Source organism: Pseudomonas putida, assembly GCF_050990305.1.
GTDB classification, from domain to species: domain Bacteria; phylum Pseudomonadota; class Gammaproteobacteria; order Pseudomonadales; family Pseudomonadaceae; genus Aquipseudomonas; species Aquipseudomonas putida_AH.
Map to the genome: position 1 here is coordinate 5,820,346 of NZ_CP158817.1, position 17,582 is coordinate 5,837,927.

A 17,582-nucleotide genomic window follows, 5' to 3' on the forward strand; every position below is an offset into this window, starting at 1 on the left:
GAAACACTATGTACTTGACGCCTCAGCACGTATTGCTTGCCGGAGCCACTGGTTTGACCGGCGAACATTTGCTCGATCGCTTGCTCAACGAGCCGACGATTACGCGGGTATTGGCGCCCTCACGCCGGCCATTGGCCAGGCATCCTCACCTTGAGAACCCGGTCGGCGATCCTGCGATGTTCCTGCCGCAGCTGAGCGGTCGTGTCGATATTGCCTATTGCTGCCTGGGCACTACCATCAAGCAGGCTGGTTCGGAGCAGGCGTTTCGCGCAGTGGATTTGGACATGGTGGTGGCATTCGCCAAACGCGCCCGGGAGATGGGCGCACGGCACCTGATCGTGATCAGCGCATTGGGGGCCGATCGCCGATCTTCGAACTTCTACAACAGAGTCAAAGGTGAGATGGAATATGCGCTGCGGGCGCAGGACTGGCCACAGCTGACCATTTGCCGGCCCTCGCTGCTGCTGGGCGACCGCCTCGAACCTCGGCTGGGGGAGAAAGTCGCCGGCCCATTGTCACGATTGATCCCCGGCAAGTACCACGGCATCGAGGCCTGCCAGTTGGCCCGCGCCATGTGGCGCCTGGCGCTGGAAGAGCAGGAAGGGGTGCGGATTGTCGAGTCGGATGAGCTGCGCAAGCTAGGTAAATAGGATTAAAAGATCGCAGCCTTCGGCAGCTCCTACAGGGCGAACATCAATCCCATGTAGGAGCTGCCGAAGGCTGCGATCTTTTGCTTTACAACCCACCCGTCGCCTGAAAACTCACGCCCAACACCGTCAGTAACGACAACGGCAGCAGCAGTGTGTCGAGCAACGCACTGCCCGGCAGATCAACTCCCGGGTAGCTCGGCGCCTCGGCACCGAAACGGTCCTTCGCGCAACACCCCCCGTTCATGGCATACAAATCCAGCCGCGTCCCGGCATACACCACCGGCGCACCCGGCTTGGCCGCATCCAGCGTACGCGCCGTGGCGCACCCTGCCAGCTGCAACGCCAGCACAACCACCAGCAGCTTATTCATCACTGGACAAATGGTGTTCGCCCCAACGCGGCAGCATGTCCTGGGGAATGTTCAGCAGGTTGAGAATCCGCGCCACCACGAAATCGATCAGGTCATCGATGGTTTGCGGCTGGTGATAGAACCCCGGCGAGGCCGGCAGGATCGTGACACCCATGTTCGACAGCTTGAGCATGTGCTCCAGGTGAATGCTCGAATACGGCGCCTCGCGCGGCACCAGAATCAGTTGGCGGCGCTCCTTCAAGGTCACGTCGGCGGCACGTTCGATCAGGTTGTTGCAGGCACCGGTGGCGATGGCTGACAAAGTACCGGTGGAACACGGCACCACCACCATGGCCGCCGGCGAACCGGAGCCCGAAGCCACTGGCGACATCCAGTCTTCCTTGCCATACACGCGAATCTGCCCAGCGGCAGCGCCGGTGTACTCGGTGAGGAAGGCCTGCATCGATTGCGGCTTGGCCGGCAACGTGACATCGGTCTCGGTGGCCATCACCAGTTGCGCCGCCTTGGAAATCAGGAAGTGCACTTCGCGGTCTTCGCGCACCAGGCAGTCGAGCAGGCGCAAGCCGTACTGAGCGCCGGACGCGCCGGTCATCGCCAGCGTGATGCGGTCTGGACCGTTGTTCATTTGAGTGCCTCGGCAAGCTTACCGTGCAGGCCGCCGAAGCCGCCGTTGCTCATGATTACCACGTGGGTGCCCGGCTGCGCTTGGCTTTTCACCCGATCGATGATGCCTTCCAGCGAGTCGCTGACAATCGACGGTACCGTGCACAGCGCCGCAGTGGCGGCCAGGTCCCAGCCAAGGTTGGCAGGCGCGTACCAGATCACCTGATCGGCATCGACCACGCTTTCCGGTAAACCGTCACGGTGCGCGCCCAGCTTCATGGAGTTGGAGCGCGGTTCAATGATCGCGATCAACGGGGCATCGCCAATGCGTTTGCGCAGGCCGTCGAGCGTGGTGGCGATGGCGGTCGGGTGGTGAGCGAAGTCGTCATAGATAGTGATGCCACGCACGTCCGCGACTTTCTCCATGCGCCGCTTCACGCTTTTGAAAGCACTCAATGCCGCGATACCCATCGAGGGCACCACGCCGACGTGGCGGGCAGCCGCCAGGGTGGCCAAGGCATTGGCGACGTTGTGCTGGCCGGTCATGTCCCACTCGACCACGCCTTGGGAAACACCTTCGAACATCACTTCGAAGGCCGAGCCGTCTTCACTGAGCAACTTGACCTGCCATTGACCGCCGGCGCCGGTGGTTTGCACCGGGGTCCAGCAGCCCATTTCGATGACACGTTGCAACGCGGGTTCCGTGGTTGGATGAATCACCAGGCCTTCGCTCGGGATGGTCCGCACCAAGTGGTGGAACTGCCGCTCGATGGCGGGCAGATCCGGAAAGATATCGGCATGGTCGAATTCGAGGTTGTTCAGGATCGCCGTGCGCGGGCGGTAGTGAACAAACTTGGAGCGCTTGTCGAAGAAGGCACTGTCGTATTCATCGGCTTCGATCACGAAAAACGGTGTACCACCCAGACGCGCCGATACCGAGAAATTCTGCGGCACGCCACCAATCAGGAAACCCGGGCTAATGCCGGCGTGCTCCAGTACCCAGGCCAGCATGCTGCTGGTGGTGGTTTTGCCGTGAGTGCCGGCAACCGCCAACACCCAGCGACCTTGCAGCACGTGATCGGCCAGCCATTGCGGGCCAGAGACGTAAGGCAGGCCTTTGTTCAGCACATATTCCACCGCCGGGTTACCGCGCGACATGGCGTTGCCGATCACTACCAGGTCAGGCGCCGGGTCGAGCTGTGCCGGGTCATAGCCCTGCGTCAACTCGATCCCTTGGGCCTCGAGTTGAGTGCTCATCGGCGGATAGACGTTGGCATCGGAGCCTGTTACGTGATGGCCCAGCTCTTTGGCCAGAACCGCCATCGAACCCATGAAAGTGCCGCAGATACCAAGAATATGAATGTGCATAGTCGACCTCGTAAAACATGGCCGCAGGTTAGCTTAGGGAGGGGAAAATCGCACTCAGTGTTTCAAGATCACTACCGGACCTGTAGGAGCAAGGCTTGCCCGCGATGGCGATTTTGTTGACGCCATCGCGGGCAAGCCTTGCTCCCACAGGTCCGCGCGACTCTAGCGGGCTATCCCGTGTTTACGAAGCTTGCGATAAAGGGTATTGCGGCTGACTCCAAGCTGTTCGGCGGTATGCGTCATATGCCACCGCGTATGCTCCAGCGCATTCAACAACGCCAGCCGCTCGGCGTCTTCCAGCGGATGCTCCGAGGGTTCTTCAACCCACTGAGTGATCACCGGCCGCGCCTGACGAATCATTGCCGGCAAATCCTCCAGCCCGATACGCCCGCCGTCGCACAACGCCGTCAACGTGCGCAGCACATTGCGCAACTGCCGGACGTTCCCCGGCCAGGCAAATGCCAACAGTGCCTCCCGGGCCGGTCCCTCTACCAACACCGTGTCCTCGCCCGCCTCCTCGGCCAATAAAAAGTCGAGCAGCTGCGACTTGTCAGTTCGATCACGTAACGCCGGCAAAGCGACTTCCAAGCCATTGAGCCGGTAATACAGGTCTTCGCGGAAGCTGCCGTCCTGCACCCGCTCCAACAGATTGCGGTGCGTGGCGCTGATGATCCGCACGTTGATCGCCTGCGGTTCGCCACCGATCGGCACCACCTGACGATCTTCCAGTACCCTCAACAGGCGTGTCTGCAAGGCCAGAGGCATGTCACCGATTTCGTCGAGGAACAAGGTTCCTCCATCAGCCTGCTGCAGCTTGCCGCGCATGCCTTCCTTGCGTGCCCCGGTGAAACTGCCGCCGCGATAACCGAACAGTTCGCTCTCGATCAGGCTTTCCGGGATAGCCGCGCAGTTAAGGGCGACGAACGCTTTATCGGCCCGTTGACTGGCCTGATGGACGGCCTTGGCAAAGGCCTCTTTACCGGACCCGGTTTCACCGTTGATCAGCAACGGCACATCCCGCTCATAAACCCGCAAGGCCTTGCGAAAATCGCCCTGTAACGCGGCATCACCCAAGCAAATGCCGGGCAATGGCGCCGGCTTCTCAATGATCGGACCGGGCACCAAAGGTATCGGCATGCGCTTTGGCTGGCCGCGTAACACGGCAAAGAGGCTGCGCCCGTCACGGGTGCGTAGCGGCCAACTCGCAGCAGCGTTGACGCTTGCGCGGCCGAGCAAATCATCCAGGGAGCAGTCGAAAAACGCCTCCACTGGTTTGCCCAGCAAACCGCCACGCACATGTCCCAGCAGATTCAGTGCGCTCTGATTGACCGCGCAAATGCGCCCTTCCCCATCGAACGCCAGCAGCCCTTCGCTGAACAGCCCGACGGATTCGGCCTGCAAATGAAAGCGCAGCAACCATTGATTGTCGAAATAGCGCAGGAAATAGCAGCTCTCGATCATCTTCGCCGACAGATTGACCAGGGCCATGGTGTGGAACTGACTCTGGCGCGAAACATCGTGACGCGCCGAGGACACATCAAGCACCGCCAGCAGCTCGCCATGCGGGTCGAACACTGGGCTGGCCGAGCACGTCAGGCCGGTATGGCGACCGCGAAAATGTTCGTCCTGGTGGATCGTCAGCGACTGGCGCTCCACCAAGCAAGTGCCGATGCCATTGGTGCCTTCGCAGGCCTCGCTCCAGTCGGCACCGAGCCAAAGCCCGGCGCGTTCGAAAATCTTCCGCTCGGCGGGGGCGGTGACGCAGTTGAGGATAACGCCCCGGGCATCGGTCAACAGCACCGCATGCCCGGCACCGGAGAGCTGTTGATGCAGGCTGGTCATTTCGTTGCCGGCAATGTGCAGCACTTGCTGCAGGCGTTCGCGGCTTTCGAGCAAGCGGCCATGCTCCAGCACCGTCGGAGCCATGGTCAGGGCGGGATCGAGATGGTAGTCCTCAAGACACCGCAGCCAGGAACGGGCGATGGAAGGATCGCTGCCAGGGCCGTGCAGATGGGTTTTGCCCTGGGTGACGGTCAGCACTTGCTGGGCATGGCGACTCAAATGGCTGTCGTGCATTTCTTATTGTTCTCCCCGAGCGGTTTGCACCCCTGTAGGAGCTGCCGCAGGCTGCGATCCTTTGATCGTGAAAAAGCAAAATCAAAAGATCGCAGCCTGCGGCAGCTCCTACAGGTCATGCCGAGCATCCTCCAGCCTAGTCCGCATTGCAATGCTGGCAAGACCGGGCAGTCACAGCCTGTGCCATAAACGGTACAAAGTGTCATCCGGCCTGTACCGAAAGCGTCACATCCGCCGCCCGCCTGTCCGACAACAATCGCGCAAGACCTTGATTTTCCTGAGCTGCAGGGCGATGGCCCGGCCTTTGCTCTACGCTTATTGCAAGCGCACATGCGCGACTCCCTATAAGCACAAAAGCAAGGAGAGAACCATCATGCGTTACGCTCACCCCGGTACTGAAGGCGCTATCGTTTCGTTCAAAGCCAAATACGGTAACTACATCGGCGGCGAGTTCGTCGCGCCTGTCAAAGGTCAGTACTTCACCAATACCTCGCCAGTGAATGGCCAACCGATTGCCGAATTCCCCCGCTCCACGGCCGAAGACATCGACAAGGCCCTGGACGCTGCCCACGCGGCAGCCGATGCCTGGGGCGCCACATCCGCCCAGGCACGCTCACTGATCCTGCTGAAAATCGCCGACCGCATCGAACAGAACCTGGAAACCCTGGCAATCACCGAATCCTGGGACAACGGTAAAGCCGTGCGTGAAACCCTCAACGCCGACATCCCACTGGCGGCTGACCACTTCCGCTACTTCGCCGGTTGCCTGCGCGCCCAGGAAGGTAGCGCCGCCGAAATCGACGGCAACACCGTGGCCTATCACATCCATGAACCCCTGGGCGTGGTCGGGCAGATCATTCCGTGGAACTTCCCGATCCTGATGGCCGCCTGGAAACTCGCGCCGGCGCTGGCTGCCGGTAACTGCGTGGTGCTCAAACCCGCCGAGCAAACCCCGCTGGGCATTACCGTGCTGGTCGAACTGATTGGCGACCTGCTGCCACCTGGCGTACTGAACATCGTGCAAGGCTTCGGTAAAGAAGCCGGCGAAGCCCTGGCCACCAGCAAACGCATCGCCAAGATTGCCTTCACCGGCTCGACCCCGGTCGGCTCGCACATTATGAAATGCGCCGCCGAAAACATCATTCCGTCCACCGTGGAGCTGGGTGGCAAATCGCCGAACATCTTCTTCGAAGACATCATGAAGGCCGAACCGTCCTTCATCGAAAAAGCCGCAGAAGGCCTGGTGTTGGCGTTCTTCAACCAGGGCGAAGTCTGCACCTGCCCTTCCCGTGCATTGGTTCAAGAGTCGATCTACGACGAATTCATGCAAGTGGTGATGAAGAAGGTTCTGCAAATCAAACGTGGCGACCCGCTGGACACCGACACCATGGTCGGCGCCCAGGCGTCCGAACAACAATTCGACAAAATCCTTTCGTACCTGGAAATCGCCAAGGGCGAAGGCGCCGAGCTGCTGACCGGCGGCAAGGTGGAAAAACTCGAGGGCAACCTGGCAAGCGGGTATTACATCCAGCCGACCCTGCTCAAGGGCACCAACAAGATGCGGGTGTTCCAGGAAGAAATCTTCGGCCCTGTGGTCAGCATCACCACCTTCAAGGACGAAGCCGAAGCGCTGGCCATCGCCAACGACACCGAGTTCGGCCTGGGCGCCGGCCTCTGGACCCGCGACATCAATCGCGCCTATCGCATGGGCCGTGCCATCAAGGCCGGTCGTGTGTGGACCAACTGCTACCACCTGTACCCGGCGCACGCCGCGTTCGGCGGATACAAAAAGTCCGGCGTCGGCCGTGAAACCCACAAAATGATGCTCGACCACTATCAGCAGACCAAAAACCTGCTGGTGAGCTACGACATCAATCCGCTGGGCTTCTTCTAACTTGGCGTAAAGCCGCATTGCGACCTTCGCGGGCAAGCCTCGCTCCTACGGACCATACGTACCTGTAGGAGCATGGCTTGCCAGCGATGGCGTCCTTAACGACAACATCAAAACACCGCCCTGCCGCTCTGGCACGGGCTTCGCATGCCTGCTCCAAACACAAATGCCGTACCCGAAAGTCCAAATGATCGAATAAAAAAAAATAGAGAGGACTTATGACGACTTCTTCCACACAGCTCAAACCCACACTCGGCACCCTGCATTTATGGGGCATTGCCGTCGGCCTGGTGATTTCCGGCGAATACTTCGGCTGGAGTTACGGCTGGGGTACTGCAGGGACGCTAGGTTTTCTGGTCACGGCGTTGATGGTCGCGACCATGTACACCTGCTTCATCTTCAGTTTTACCGAGTTAACCACCGCGATCCCCCACGCGGGCGGGCCGTTTGCCTACAGTCGGCGGGCCTTTGGTGAGAGAGGCGGATTGATCGCCGGCATCGCCACCCTGATCGAATTCGTCTTTGCGCCTCCGGCGATTGCCATGGCCATCGGCGCTTATCTCAACGTGCAATACCCGGAACTTGACCCGAAAATCGCCGCAGTGGGCGCCTATTTCGTGTTCATGACCCTCAACATTCTCGGTGTCAGCATCGCCGCCACCTTTGAACTGGTGGTCACCGTGTTGGCGGTCGCCGAACTGTTGGTGTTCATGGGCGTGGTGGCGCCGGGCTTCAGTTTCAGTAATTTCGTGCTCAATGGCTGGTCAGGTGCCAACGAGTTCACGATTAGCTCGATTCCCGGCATTTTCGCAGCCATTCCCTTCGCGATCTGGTTCTTTCTCGCCATCGAAGGCGCGGCCATGGCAGCAGAAGAGGCCAAAGACCCGAAACGCACGATTCCCAAGGCCTATGTCAGCGGCATTCTGACCCTGGTATTCCTGGCCATCGGCGTGATGGTGATGGCCGGCGGTGTCGGCGACTGGCGTCAGCTCTCCAACATCAACGATCCGCTACCGCAAGCGATGAAGGCGGTGGTGGGCAACAATTCGACCTGGATGCACATGCTGGTGTGGATCGGCCTGTTCGGCCTGGTGGCCAGTTTCCACGGGATCATTCTTGGTTATTCGCGGCAGTTCTTCGCCTTGGCTCGCGCCGGCTACCTGCCTCGCGGCCTGGCGAAACTCTCGCGCTTCCAGACACCCCACCGTGCCATTCTGGCTGGCGGAGTAATCGGCATCGCGGCCATCTACAGCGACGGGCTGGTCAACTTGCAAGGCATGAGCCTGACCGCCGCGATGATCACCATGTCGGTGTTTGGCGCCATCGTGATGTACATCATCAGCATGTTGAGCCTGTTCAAGCTGCGCAAAACCGAGCCGAACCTGGAACGCACCTTCCGTGCCCCGGGCTACCCGATCGTGCCGGGGATCGCGCTGTTCCTCGCGGTGGTGTGCCTGGTGGCAATGGCCTGGTTCAACACCTTGATCGGTGTGATCTTCCTCGGCTTCATGGTCGCCGGTTATCTGTATTTCCAATTGACCGCCCGGCAACGCTCCGAGGCACCCGTGGACGCTATGCTCGAAGGTATATAAATGCACCGGCGCCGGGCGGAAAACCCGGCGCCTGTCCTATTGAAGTGCCCCCTGTGGGAGCGGGCTTGCTCGCGAAGGCGATTTGTCATTCAGAACAAGGTCGCCTGATCGACCGCTTTCGCGAGCAAGCCCGCTCCCACATGGATCTACGGTGAATTTGAGTCATTTAAAGAATAGAAGGACACCGCCCCATGGCCTCATTTGCCCATTCCATCGGCGCCCAGACCTACCGCTTCGACAGCCTCAAGGATGTGATGGCCAAGGCCAGCCCGGCGCGTTCCGGGGACTTTCTGGCCGGTGTCGCCGCCCTCAACGATGGCGAGCGGGTGGCCGCACAGATGGCGCTGGCTGACATTCCGTTGAGCTACTTCCTGGAGGAAGCACTGATCCCCTACGAAGCCGACGAAGTCACCCGCCTGATCATCGACACACACGACAAACAGGCTTTCGCGGTGGTCAGCCACCTCACCGTCGGAGGGTTTCGCGACTGGCTGCTCAGCGATGCCGCCGACGAGCAGGTTCTGCGCGCCCTCGCGCCCGGCCTGACCCCGGAAATGGTGGCCGCTGTATCGAAGATCATGCGCGTGCAGGACCTGGTCCTGGTGGCGCAGAAAATCCGCGTGGTCACACAGTTCCGCGGCACCCTGGGCCTGCGCGGACGGTTATCCACTCGCTTGCAACCCAATCACCCGACCGATGAACCCGCCGGTATTGCCGCCAGTATTCTCGATGGCCTGTTGCACGGAAATGGCGATGCCATGATCGGCATCAATCCGGCCACCGACAGCATTGCCTCGATCTGCGCCATGCTGGAAATGCTCGACGCGATCATCCAGCGTTACGAGATTCCCACTCAGGCTTGCGTGCTGACCCACGTCACCACCTCGATTGAAGCGGTAAACCGCGGCGTTCCACTGGACCTGGTGTTTCAGTCGATCGCCGGCACCGAGGCGGCCAACGCCAGTTTCGGGATCAATCTGAACGTGTTGAAGGAAGGTTATGACGCCGGTTTGAGCCTTAATCGCGGCACACTCGGACAAAACCTGATGTATTTCGAAACAGGCCAAGGCAGCGCGCTGTCGGCCAACGCCCACCATGGTGTCGATCAACAGACCTGCGAAACCCGGGCCTACGCTGTCGCGCGACATTTCAATCCGTTTCTGGTGAACACCGTCGTAGGGTTCATCGGTCCGGAATACCTCTACAACGGCAAACAAATCATCCGCGCCGGCCTGGAAGACCACTTCTGCGGCAAGCTGCTGGGCGTGCCGATGGGTTGTGACATCTGTTACACCAACCATGCCGAGGCCGACCAGGATGACATGGACACCTTGCTGACCCTGCTGGGCGTGGCCGGGATCAACTTCATCATGGGCATCCCCGGCTCCGACGACATCATGCTCAATTACCAGACCACGTCGTTCCACGATGCGCTCTATGCCCGGCAGACACTGGGGCTCAAGCCGGCGCCGGAGTTCGAGCAGTGGTTGGCGAAAATGGGCATCTTTACCCAGCCAGACGGCAAGGTTCTCTTCGGCAACAGCCTGCCACCAGCCTTTCGCCAGGCCCTGGCGCAATTGGGATGAGTGTTGATATGGAAAAACTACCCTTCGATCCGCACAACCCTTGGCAAGAACTGCGACGCCTGACGCCAGCACGAATTGCTCTGGGCCGCACCGGCACCAGCCTGCCCACCCGCGCACAGCTGGACTTCCAATACGCCCATGCACAGGCGCGGGATGCGGTGCATTTGCCGTTCGATCATGCGGCCCTGCGTTCGCAGCTGACGGAGCGCGGGCATGACAGCGTTTTGCTGCATAGCGCAGCGATTGACCGGAACAGTTACCTGCAACGCCCCGATCTAGGGCGAAAGTTGAGTGTCGAATCGGCTCAGGTTCTAAGGGATTACGCGTCGACCCATCCGGACGGGGTCGATCTGGTCATAGTGGTCGCCGATGGCTTGTCCGCTTTGGCCGTTCACCGACATACCTTGCCATTTCTGGCGCGGCTGGAAGAACAGATCCGCGCGCAAAACTGGTCCGTGGCGCCAGTGGTTTTGGTTGAACAAGGTCGCGTTGCGGTAGCTGACGAAATCGGTGAGCTGCTGGGCGCAAAAATGACGGTGATCCTGATCGGCGAACGCCCTGGCCTCAGCTCGCCAGACAGCCTGGGATTGTATTTCACCTACAATCCAAAGGTCGGCCTGACGGACGCCTACCGTAACTGCATCTCGAACGTGCGCCTTGAAGGACTGAGCTACGGCATGGCGGCACACCGTTTGCTTTATCTGATGCGCGAGGCCTGCCGACGACAGCTCTCGGGCGTCAATCTGAAGGACGAAGCGCAGGTTCAGACGCTCGAATCAGATGAAGGCGCGGACATGAAGGGAAATTTCCTGCTGAGTGCCCCAAGTAACTGAACCGCTTGCGCATTGCACTATCGTTCCGTTTTAAGGCAGGATCGACGAACGGCCGCCAGGGTTTCCCGTCGCCGTCCCAGCTTGCAAGACAGCCACTTGAAGACGAGACCTACCATGCGGATTATTCAAGCGACCCTCGAACACCTGGATCTGCTGACCCCGTTGTTCGTCAAATATCGCGAGTTTTATGGTTCCCTGCCGTATCCGGACTCGTCCCGGGCGTTTCTCGAAAAACGCCTGCGCCGCAAGGAATCGGTGATCTACCTGGCCCTTTCCGATGAAGACGACAACAAGCTGATGGGGTTCTGTCAGCTGTATCCGAGCTTTTCTTCGCTATCACTCAAGCGCGTGTGGATCCTCAATGACATCTATGTCGCCGAGGATGCCCGTCGTCAGCTGGTGGCCGACCATCTGATCCGTACCGCGAAGAAGATGGCCAAGGAAACCAATGCCGTGCGCATGCGTGTCTCCACCAGCAGCAACAACGAAGTCGCGCGTAAAACCTACGAATCCATCGGGTTCAAGGAAGACACGGAGTTCAAGAACTACGTGCTGCCGATCAGCGACGAGTTGTAACGCTTCATCCGCCCCCTGTAGGAGCGAGCATGCTCGCGATGATCCCGAGAACTCCACTGGGTGTCAGGCGCTCAGCATTATCGTTCACGACCATCGCGAGCAGGCTCGCTCCTACAGGTTTCGGGGTTATTAATTGTCATCAGACTGCCTATTACTCCTTCGACATCCCCCGCTACAATCTTGACGCGCTTTTCACTATCCAAATCGTATAATTCCGACCTTACCGACTTGTAAGAAAAACTACACCCGTCTGTAGGCTTACGCGTAGTCATCCGCACAGGCCCGCTGAGTCGGGCCGTTAACATAGGTGCCGTCCATGGATTTCAACCCGCTCGATATCGTCCTGCATCTCGATGTTTACCTCGATATGCTGGTCACCAACTACGGGGCATGGATCTACGCCATTCTATTTCTCGTCATCTTCTGCGAAACCGGCCTGGTGGTCATGCCCTTCCTGCCGGGCGATTCGCTGTTGTTTATCGCTGGTGCCGTGGCGGCCGGCGGCGGCATGGACCCGGTACTGCTCGGCGGTTTGCTGATGCTCGCGGCGATTCTGGGGGACAGTACCAACTACATCATCGGACGAACGGCGGGCGAGCGATTGTTCAGCAATCCGAACTCGAAGATCTTCCGTCGCGATTACCTGCAGCAAACCCACGACTTCTATGAAAAACACGGCGGCAAAACCGTGACCCTGGCGCGTTTTCTGCCAATTATTCGCACCTTTGCGCCGTTCGTCGCTGGCGTGGGGAAAATGCCTTACCCGCGTTTCTTTGCCTTCAGCGTGCTGGGCACAATTCTCTGGGTCGGTGGCCTGGTCACCCTCGGCTTCTTCTTTGGCAACGTACCGTTCATCAAGTCCAACCTGTCGCTGCTGGTCGTCGGCATCATCCTGCTGTCGCTGTTGCCGATGATCATCAGCGTGGTCCGCAGCCGTTTTGGCGGTTCGAACTCCAAAGCTGAAACGCACTGACCCGGCATGTGGTCACTCAGTGCCTGGCGACGCCGGCGCACCTTGGCCAAGCACCCGATTGCCGATGACACTTGGCAACGGGTGCGCCACCATCTGAGGTTTCTGGACGGTATCAGCACCGCCGAAGACCAGTGGCTGCGCGAAGCCTGCGTACTGTTCCTGCAAGACAAGCATCTGACTACCCTGCCTGGTGTCGAACTGCACCAGGAACAACGCCTGCTGCTCGCTGCCCAGGCGCAATTGCCGCTTTTGCACCTGGGAAATTTGAACTGGTACCAGGGTTTCCACGAAATCATTCTCTATCCCGACGACTTCCTCAGCCCCCAGCGTCATCGTGACGCCAGCGGAGTCGAACACGAGTGGGACGGTGAACACAGCGGCGAAGCCTGGCAACAGGGGCCGGTCATCCTCGCCTGGCCCGGCGTCATGGCCAGTGGCAATTGGGAAGGCTACAACCTGGTGATCCACGAACTGGCGCATAAACTCGACATGCTCAATGGCAGCGCCAATGGCTTGCCCCCGTTGCACGCCGATATGCGAGTCAGCGACTGGGCCAGAATCATGCAAGAGGCCTACGACGACCTCGACCGGCAACTGGAACGCAATCCGGATGCCGAAACCGCCATCGATCCCTATGCCGCCGAAAACCCTGCCGAATTCTTCGCCGTCACCAGCGAATACTTCTTCAGCGCCCCGGATTTACTGCACGAGGTTTATCCACAGGTGTACGAACAGTTGAAGTTGTTCTACCGACAGGACCCACTGGCGAGACTGCGGCAACTTCTCGCCGCCGACCCTGTCTATCAGGCACACAACTGAGGTTCTACGACTTCTGGTACATGGCGCAGGCGTAGGAATATGCCTATAATCGCCGCCACTTTTTGGTCAATCCGGCCAAGTGTTTCTGGTCAACTAACGGGGGCAACGCCCAATGAGCTACAGCAAGATTCCGGCTGGCAAAGACCTGCCGAACGACATCTACGTCGCGATCGAGATTCCGGCCAACCACGCGCCGATCAAATACGAAATCGACAAAGACAGCGATTGCCTGTTCGTTGACCGTTTCATGGCCACCCCAATGTTCTACCCGGCCAACTACGGTTACATCCCGAACACCCTGGCAGACGACGGTGATCCCCTGGACGTGCTGGTAGTCACCCCTTACCCGGTTGCTCCAGGCTCGGTGATCCGCGCGCGTCCAGTCGGCATCCTGAACATGACCGACGACGGCGGCGGCGATGCCAAGGTTATCGCTGTTCCACACGACAAGCTGTCCCAGCTGTACGTCGACGTGAAGGAATACACCGACCTGCCAGCTCTGCTGATCCAGCAGATCGAGCACTTCTTCGCGAACTACAAAGACCTCGAAAAAGGCAAATGGGTGAAGATCGAAGGCTGGGACGGCGCAGACGCCGCCCGTGCTGCGATCACCAAGTCGGTTGCTGCCTATAAAGGCTAAGAGCAGCTGCAGGCATTTTTAGCTGCAAGCGGCAAAAAAAACCCCGGTGATCCGGGGTTTTTTGTGGACACTCGAAAAGCACTATTTAAACACCTTGTTTAAGGTGGCCGATTTTGGTGTTTTCTTGTTTAAAATTCCTCAAGAACGTCTTACATCCGGTCGTAAATTTCCCTCGAAATTTGAACAGTACGTTTATTCAAAGCCTTTTGCCGCGTCAGTAGACTCGTGTTCATGAAAAAGAACACTAGCGGCCCTCGATTCAAAGCACTCCTTGGAATCGCCAACATCACGACAACCGGGTTTGCCGATTTCCTGAACACGGCCCCGCAAAATGTCCATAACTGGTACACCCGTGGTGTACCCGCCCATTACATGGAAGAAGTCGCCAGAAAGCTTTCCGTCAATAGCGAATGGCTGAAAACGGGAGATGGCCCTAAAGACGCCATGCACCTGCGCCTGCACGACGAATCCGGCAATATCTTCGATGCTCAGGCGATACGCGGCGTCTACACGGTCATTGAACCCACTGACGTCGAACTCCCCCTCTACAAAGAAACCGCGACGGCCCCGGGCTCCAACAAAACCCACGTCATCGAAGACCCAGACAAATCCATCCGGCTGCCACGCAGCCATCTGGACTCCCTGGAAATAGACCACGCCGACGCCATCTGCGCCCACATGATTGGTAACAGCATGGCCGAACGCATAGAAGACGGATCGATCCTTGCCATCGACCGTGGCCTGACGCAGATTGTGGATGGCGAAATCTACGCCATCGAACACGACGGCATGCTGCGAATCAAATACCTGCACCGAATGCCGGGGAACGCGCTACGAATGCGCAGCCATAACCGCACAGATTACCCGGATGAAATCTTCAGACCTGCGCATATCGAAGAGCAGAACATCAGGGTATTGGGCTGGGTGTTCTGGTGGTCAACGCTGAACAAACGCAGGCCAGAGGTGCCGTTCCTGTAGCTCCGAGGCGTTTGCATCGAGGGGAAGCCGTCGGGGTTTCCAATTCCTGTAGGAGCGAGCGATGCGGCGACCCGACTTGCCCGCGAATGCAATGGAACATTCACCACAAATGAGCCATTCATTCGCCTGACCCGAGACACCGAATGCCTACAACCCACACACCAGACTGGGAATTTCCCAAAAAAATCAGTATGCTGCGCCCCACATTTGCGCATCGACCCGCCAGACGGCTCAGATCGCACCGACAAGGCAGATGACTTTCTCGCCAAGTCCCACAGCCGGACGCAAGATCCGGATGTACGTTTTGAAGGCTGGCACGGGTTACCAAAAATAATCCACGCCAGTCCCCGAGAAGCCGGCCACAAGCCGGCTTTTTAATGCCCAAAATATTCCCACCCCATCTAAGAACCCTGGCCGCAGCCCGACTATCAGGGGCGTTTCAGGCATGCCCCTGCCCGAAGTCGCCGCGCAGATTGGCCAACGGGCCGCCATAAAAGCGGGCACCAATGAACACATCGCCAATCAGCACGGCCGGGGTCGAACGTAGGCGCTCGGCTAGATTACCGAGGCAGGTTATCTAGCCGGCAACTCGTCATACTTACTCGCCTGCGAGGGTCGCGTGTCGGCGGTTTTGCACCACGACAAATCGCCTGGCAACAAAGGCCGCATCGGTGATCGAAGCATTCGCCGCCGGGTTGCCGCCGGTGGCATGGAAATCGCTGAAAGCTGCCGATTGGTTGACCAACAGACCGCCATCGAAATTGATCGACAGTGCCACCGCCACATCCAGTGCCAGCTGTTCCGCTCGCTCGATGACCGCGTCATCGGTGGAGTAAACGCCCAAGGTCATGGCGCCCTTCTGCTTGATGACCTCGCCCGCCAATTGCAGGCTGTGTTCGGTGCTATCGGTAGCGACAATGAAGCTGATCGGGCCGAAACGCTCCTCGGCAAAGGCATCACGTTGGCCGGCATCGACCTTGAGCAGCAACGGTGTACGTACCCGAGCCTGGGGGAATTGCGGATGCACGCGGGTCTGGCTGTCGAGCAAGATCTCACCCAGATCGCGGCAGGCGTCGACGCGCTCGAAGGTGGCCAGCGACTGGATCGCCCCCAACACACCGCAGGCACGATCGTTGTCGCCGAGGAAGCCTTCGACTGCCTGGGCCAGAGCCTGGCATACCTCGTCGAAACTCAGGTGGCTGTCACCGGCCGTGATACCGGTGCGCGGCACATAGAAGGTCTGCGGCGTGGTGCACATCTGTCCGGAATACAGGCTCAACGACAGAGCCAGGTTGCCGGTAGCGGCCTTCAGGTTGGCAATACTGTCGATGATCACACTGTTGACCCCGGCCTTCTCGGTGAAGACCTGGGCCTGGCGGGCATTGTTTTCCAGCCAGTTGCCAAAAGTGCTGGAGCCGGTGAAGTCGACCAGCTTGACCCGTGGGTCCAGGGCCAGCACCTGGCTGACGGGTGCCTCGACAGTATCAACCACCAGACTCACCAGCGCCGGGTCCAGACCTAGCTGCGCCAACACTTGTTGAGCCACCTGGACAGTGATCGCCACCGGGAGGATGGCTGCCGGGTGCGCCTTGATCAGCACCGGGTTACCGGTGGCCAGGCTGGCGAACAATGCAGGATAGGTGTTCCAGGTCGGGAAAGTGGCACAGGCCACCACCAGCGACAATCCGCGCCCGACCACATGCCACTGCTTGTCCAGCACCAGGGTCTGCTTGCCGACCGGCTTGCTCCAGCGCGCGGCATCCGGCACTTCAGCCATGCCCCGACTGGCATAGGCCAGCGCTTCCAGACCGCGATCCTGTGCATGAGGACCGCCGGCCTGGAACGCCATCATGTAGCCCTGCCCCGTAGTGTGCATGACGGCATGGGCCATTTCCGCGCTCAGGTCATTGAGCCGCGCCAGTATTTCCAGGCAAGCACCGAGTCGCCCTTGCGGGCCAAGGTCGCGCCAGCTCGGCATGGCCTGGCTCATGCGCTCGAGCAAGACCTCTGCATCGTACTGATCGTAGGTGATGCCCAGATCGAAACCATAGGGTGAGTGCTCCGCACCCGCCCGGGCCACCGCTGCCGGGCCCTGCAATTGGAAGTGCCGCCCCATCAGCGCCTGGAAGCCGGCCTCGGCCCCCTGCACCTTTTCCTGCGGATACTGCTTGATGTTCTCCGGGTAGGCCGACCAATGACCGCGCTCGGCAATCGCCTGGACGGCTCGCTCGAGGGTCTGGCGGTGATGTTCGAACAATTCGAGGGCAGCGTGGCGAGATGACAGTGACATTGAGGCGATCCTTGGTAGAGACGCTCCGCAAATATGACTGCAAAGCGATATGGTTTTTTGATTGTTTTGTATCATATCAACGAACTTCGAAAAAGCGACCAGCGCTGCACCAAATGAAACACCTCTTACAGGATGCAGGGAGAACGCCTAAAACATCAAAAAATTCATATAAAACAAGGGGAATCGCCAAAATCCAGACATCGAGCCGCTCATCCGGATTGTCACACCAGGCAAAAATAAGGACACCGCACTAACAATTAGTACTAATTATATGTATCACTTTTTACGTAACACTCCAGTAAAACAGCTACCCAAACCGACCCGGCGAGCAAGGAAG

Annotated in this window: 15 protein-coding genes and 1 pseudogene; 10 read left to right on the plus strand and 6 right to left on the minus strand. The window is 59.2% G+C overall.

Annotated features, from left to right (window positions below):
* Positions 1–8: 8 nt before the first annotated feature.
* Positions 9–650 carry an oxidoreductase gene (locus ABTV22_RS26480; RefSeq protein WP_433737315.1) on the plus strand — a complete coding sequence of 214 codons (642 nt, stop codon included), beginning with the start codon at positions 9–11 and terminating at the stop codon, positions 648–650.
* An 85-nt stretch (positions 651–735) separates the two neighbouring features.
* Here ABTV22_RS26480 and ABTV22_RS26485 read toward each other — a convergent pair whose 3' ends face one another.
* From ABTV22_RS26485 to ABTV22_RS26500, 4 genes are all read right to left on the minus strand, one after another.
* Positions 736–1,020, minus strand: coding sequence for a YceK/YidQ family lipoprotein (locus ABTV22_RS26485; protein WP_433737316.1), 285 nt, complete (start codon positions 1,018–1,020; stop codon positions 736–738).
* Positions 1,013–1,645, minus strand: coding sequence for a flavin prenyltransferase UbiX (ubiX, locus tag ABTV22_RS26490; RefSeq protein WP_433737317.1), 633 nt, complete (start codon positions 1,643–1,645; stop codon positions 1,013–1,015). Before ubiX ends, ABTV22_RS26485 begins: the two co-directional genes overlap by 8 nt.
* Complete coding sequence (gene mpl / locus ABTV22_RS26495) at positions 1,642–2,991, minus strand: UDP-N-acetylmuramate:L-alanyl-gamma-D-glutamyl-meso-diaminopimelate ligase (protein WP_433737318.1); 1,350 nt, start codon at positions 2,989–2,991, stop codon at positions 1,642–1,644. Before mpl ends, ubiX begins: the two co-directional genes overlap by 4 nt.
* 162 nt (positions 2,992–3,153) lie before the next feature.
* Positions 3,154–5,067, minus strand: a complete 1,914-nt coding sequence (locus ABTV22_RS26500) for a sigma-54-dependent Fis family transcriptional regulator (RefSeq protein WP_433737319.1) — start codon at positions 5,065–5,067, stop codon at positions 3,154–3,156.
* A gap of 373 nt (positions 5,068–5,440) precedes the next feature.
* On the opposite strand from ABTV22_RS26500, the gene exaC reads away from it, so the two are divergent.
* From exaC to ABTV22_RS26545, 9 genes are all read left to right on the plus strand, one after another.
* On the plus strand, positions 5,441–6,961 hold the full coding sequence (gene exaC / locus ABTV22_RS26505) for an acetaldehyde dehydrogenase ExaC (protein WP_433737320.1): 1,521 nt from the start codon (positions 5,441–5,443) through the stop codon (positions 6,959–6,961).
* Positions 6,962–7,176: 215 nt separating this feature from the next.
* Entirely contained in the window at positions 7,177–8,550 is a 1,374-nt protein-coding gene (eat, locus tag ABTV22_RS26510; RefSeq protein WP_433737321.1) for an ethanolamine permease, read from the plus strand.
* Positions 8,551–8,741: 191 nt separating this feature from the next.
* Positions 8,742–10,136, plus strand: a complete 1,395-nt coding sequence (locus tag ABTV22_RS26515) for an ethanolamine ammonia-lyase subunit EutB (protein WP_433737322.1) — start codon at positions 8,742–8,744, stop codon at positions 10,134–10,136.
* 8 nt (positions 10,137–10,144) lie between these two features.
* Positions 10,145–10,969, plus strand: coding sequence for an ethanolamine ammonia-lyase subunit EutC (gene eutC, locus ABTV22_RS26520; protein ID WP_433737323.1), 825 nt, complete (start codon positions 10,145–10,147; stop codon positions 10,967–10,969).
* Between the two features lie 114 nt (positions 10,970–11,083).
* On the plus strand, positions 11,084–11,545 hold the full coding sequence (locus ABTV22_RS26525) for a GNAT family N-acetyltransferase (protein WP_433737324.1): 462 nt from the start codon (positions 11,084–11,086) through the stop codon (positions 11,543–11,545).
* A gap of 316 nt (positions 11,546–11,861) precedes the next feature.
* The gene (locus tag ABTV22_RS26530) at positions 11,862–12,518 is read left to right on the plus strand and encodes a DedA family protein (protein ID WP_433737325.1); all 657 of its coding nucleotides are present in this window, start codon (positions 11,862–11,864) and stop codon (positions 12,516–12,518) included.
* A 6-nt stretch (positions 12,519–12,524) separates the two neighbouring features.
* On the plus strand, positions 12,525–13,337 hold the full coding sequence (locus tag ABTV22_RS26535) for a zinc-dependent peptidase (RefSeq protein WP_433737326.1): 813 nt from the start codon (positions 12,525–12,527) through the stop codon (positions 13,335–13,337).
* Positions 13,338–13,449: 112 nt separating this feature from the next.
* Positions 13,450–13,977, plus strand: coding sequence for an inorganic diphosphatase (ppa, locus tag ABTV22_RS26540; RefSeq protein WP_007933577.1), 528 nt, complete (start codon positions 13,450–13,452; stop codon positions 13,975–13,977).
* Positions 13,978–14,208: 231 nt separating this feature from the next.
* On the plus strand, positions 14,209–14,955 hold the full coding sequence (locus ABTV22_RS26545) for a LexA family transcriptional regulator (RefSeq protein ID WP_433737327.1): 747 nt from the start codon (positions 14,209–14,211) through the stop codon (positions 14,953–14,955).
* 451 nt (positions 14,956–15,406) lie between these two features.
* On the opposite strand, the pseudogene ABTV22_RS26550 reads toward ABTV22_RS26545, so the two are convergent.
* A pseudogene (locus ABTV22_RS26550) lies at positions 15,407–15,510 on the minus strand (phenylacetic acid degradation protein PaaY); the annotation flags it as partial.
* A gap of 43 nt (positions 15,511–15,553) precedes the next feature.
* Complete coding sequence (gene paaN / locus ABTV22_RS26555) at positions 15,554–17,245, minus strand: phenylacetic acid degradation protein PaaN (protein ID WP_433737328.1); 1,692 nt, start codon at positions 17,243–17,245, stop codon at positions 15,554–15,556.
* Positions 17,246–17,582 lie beyond the last annotated feature (337 nt).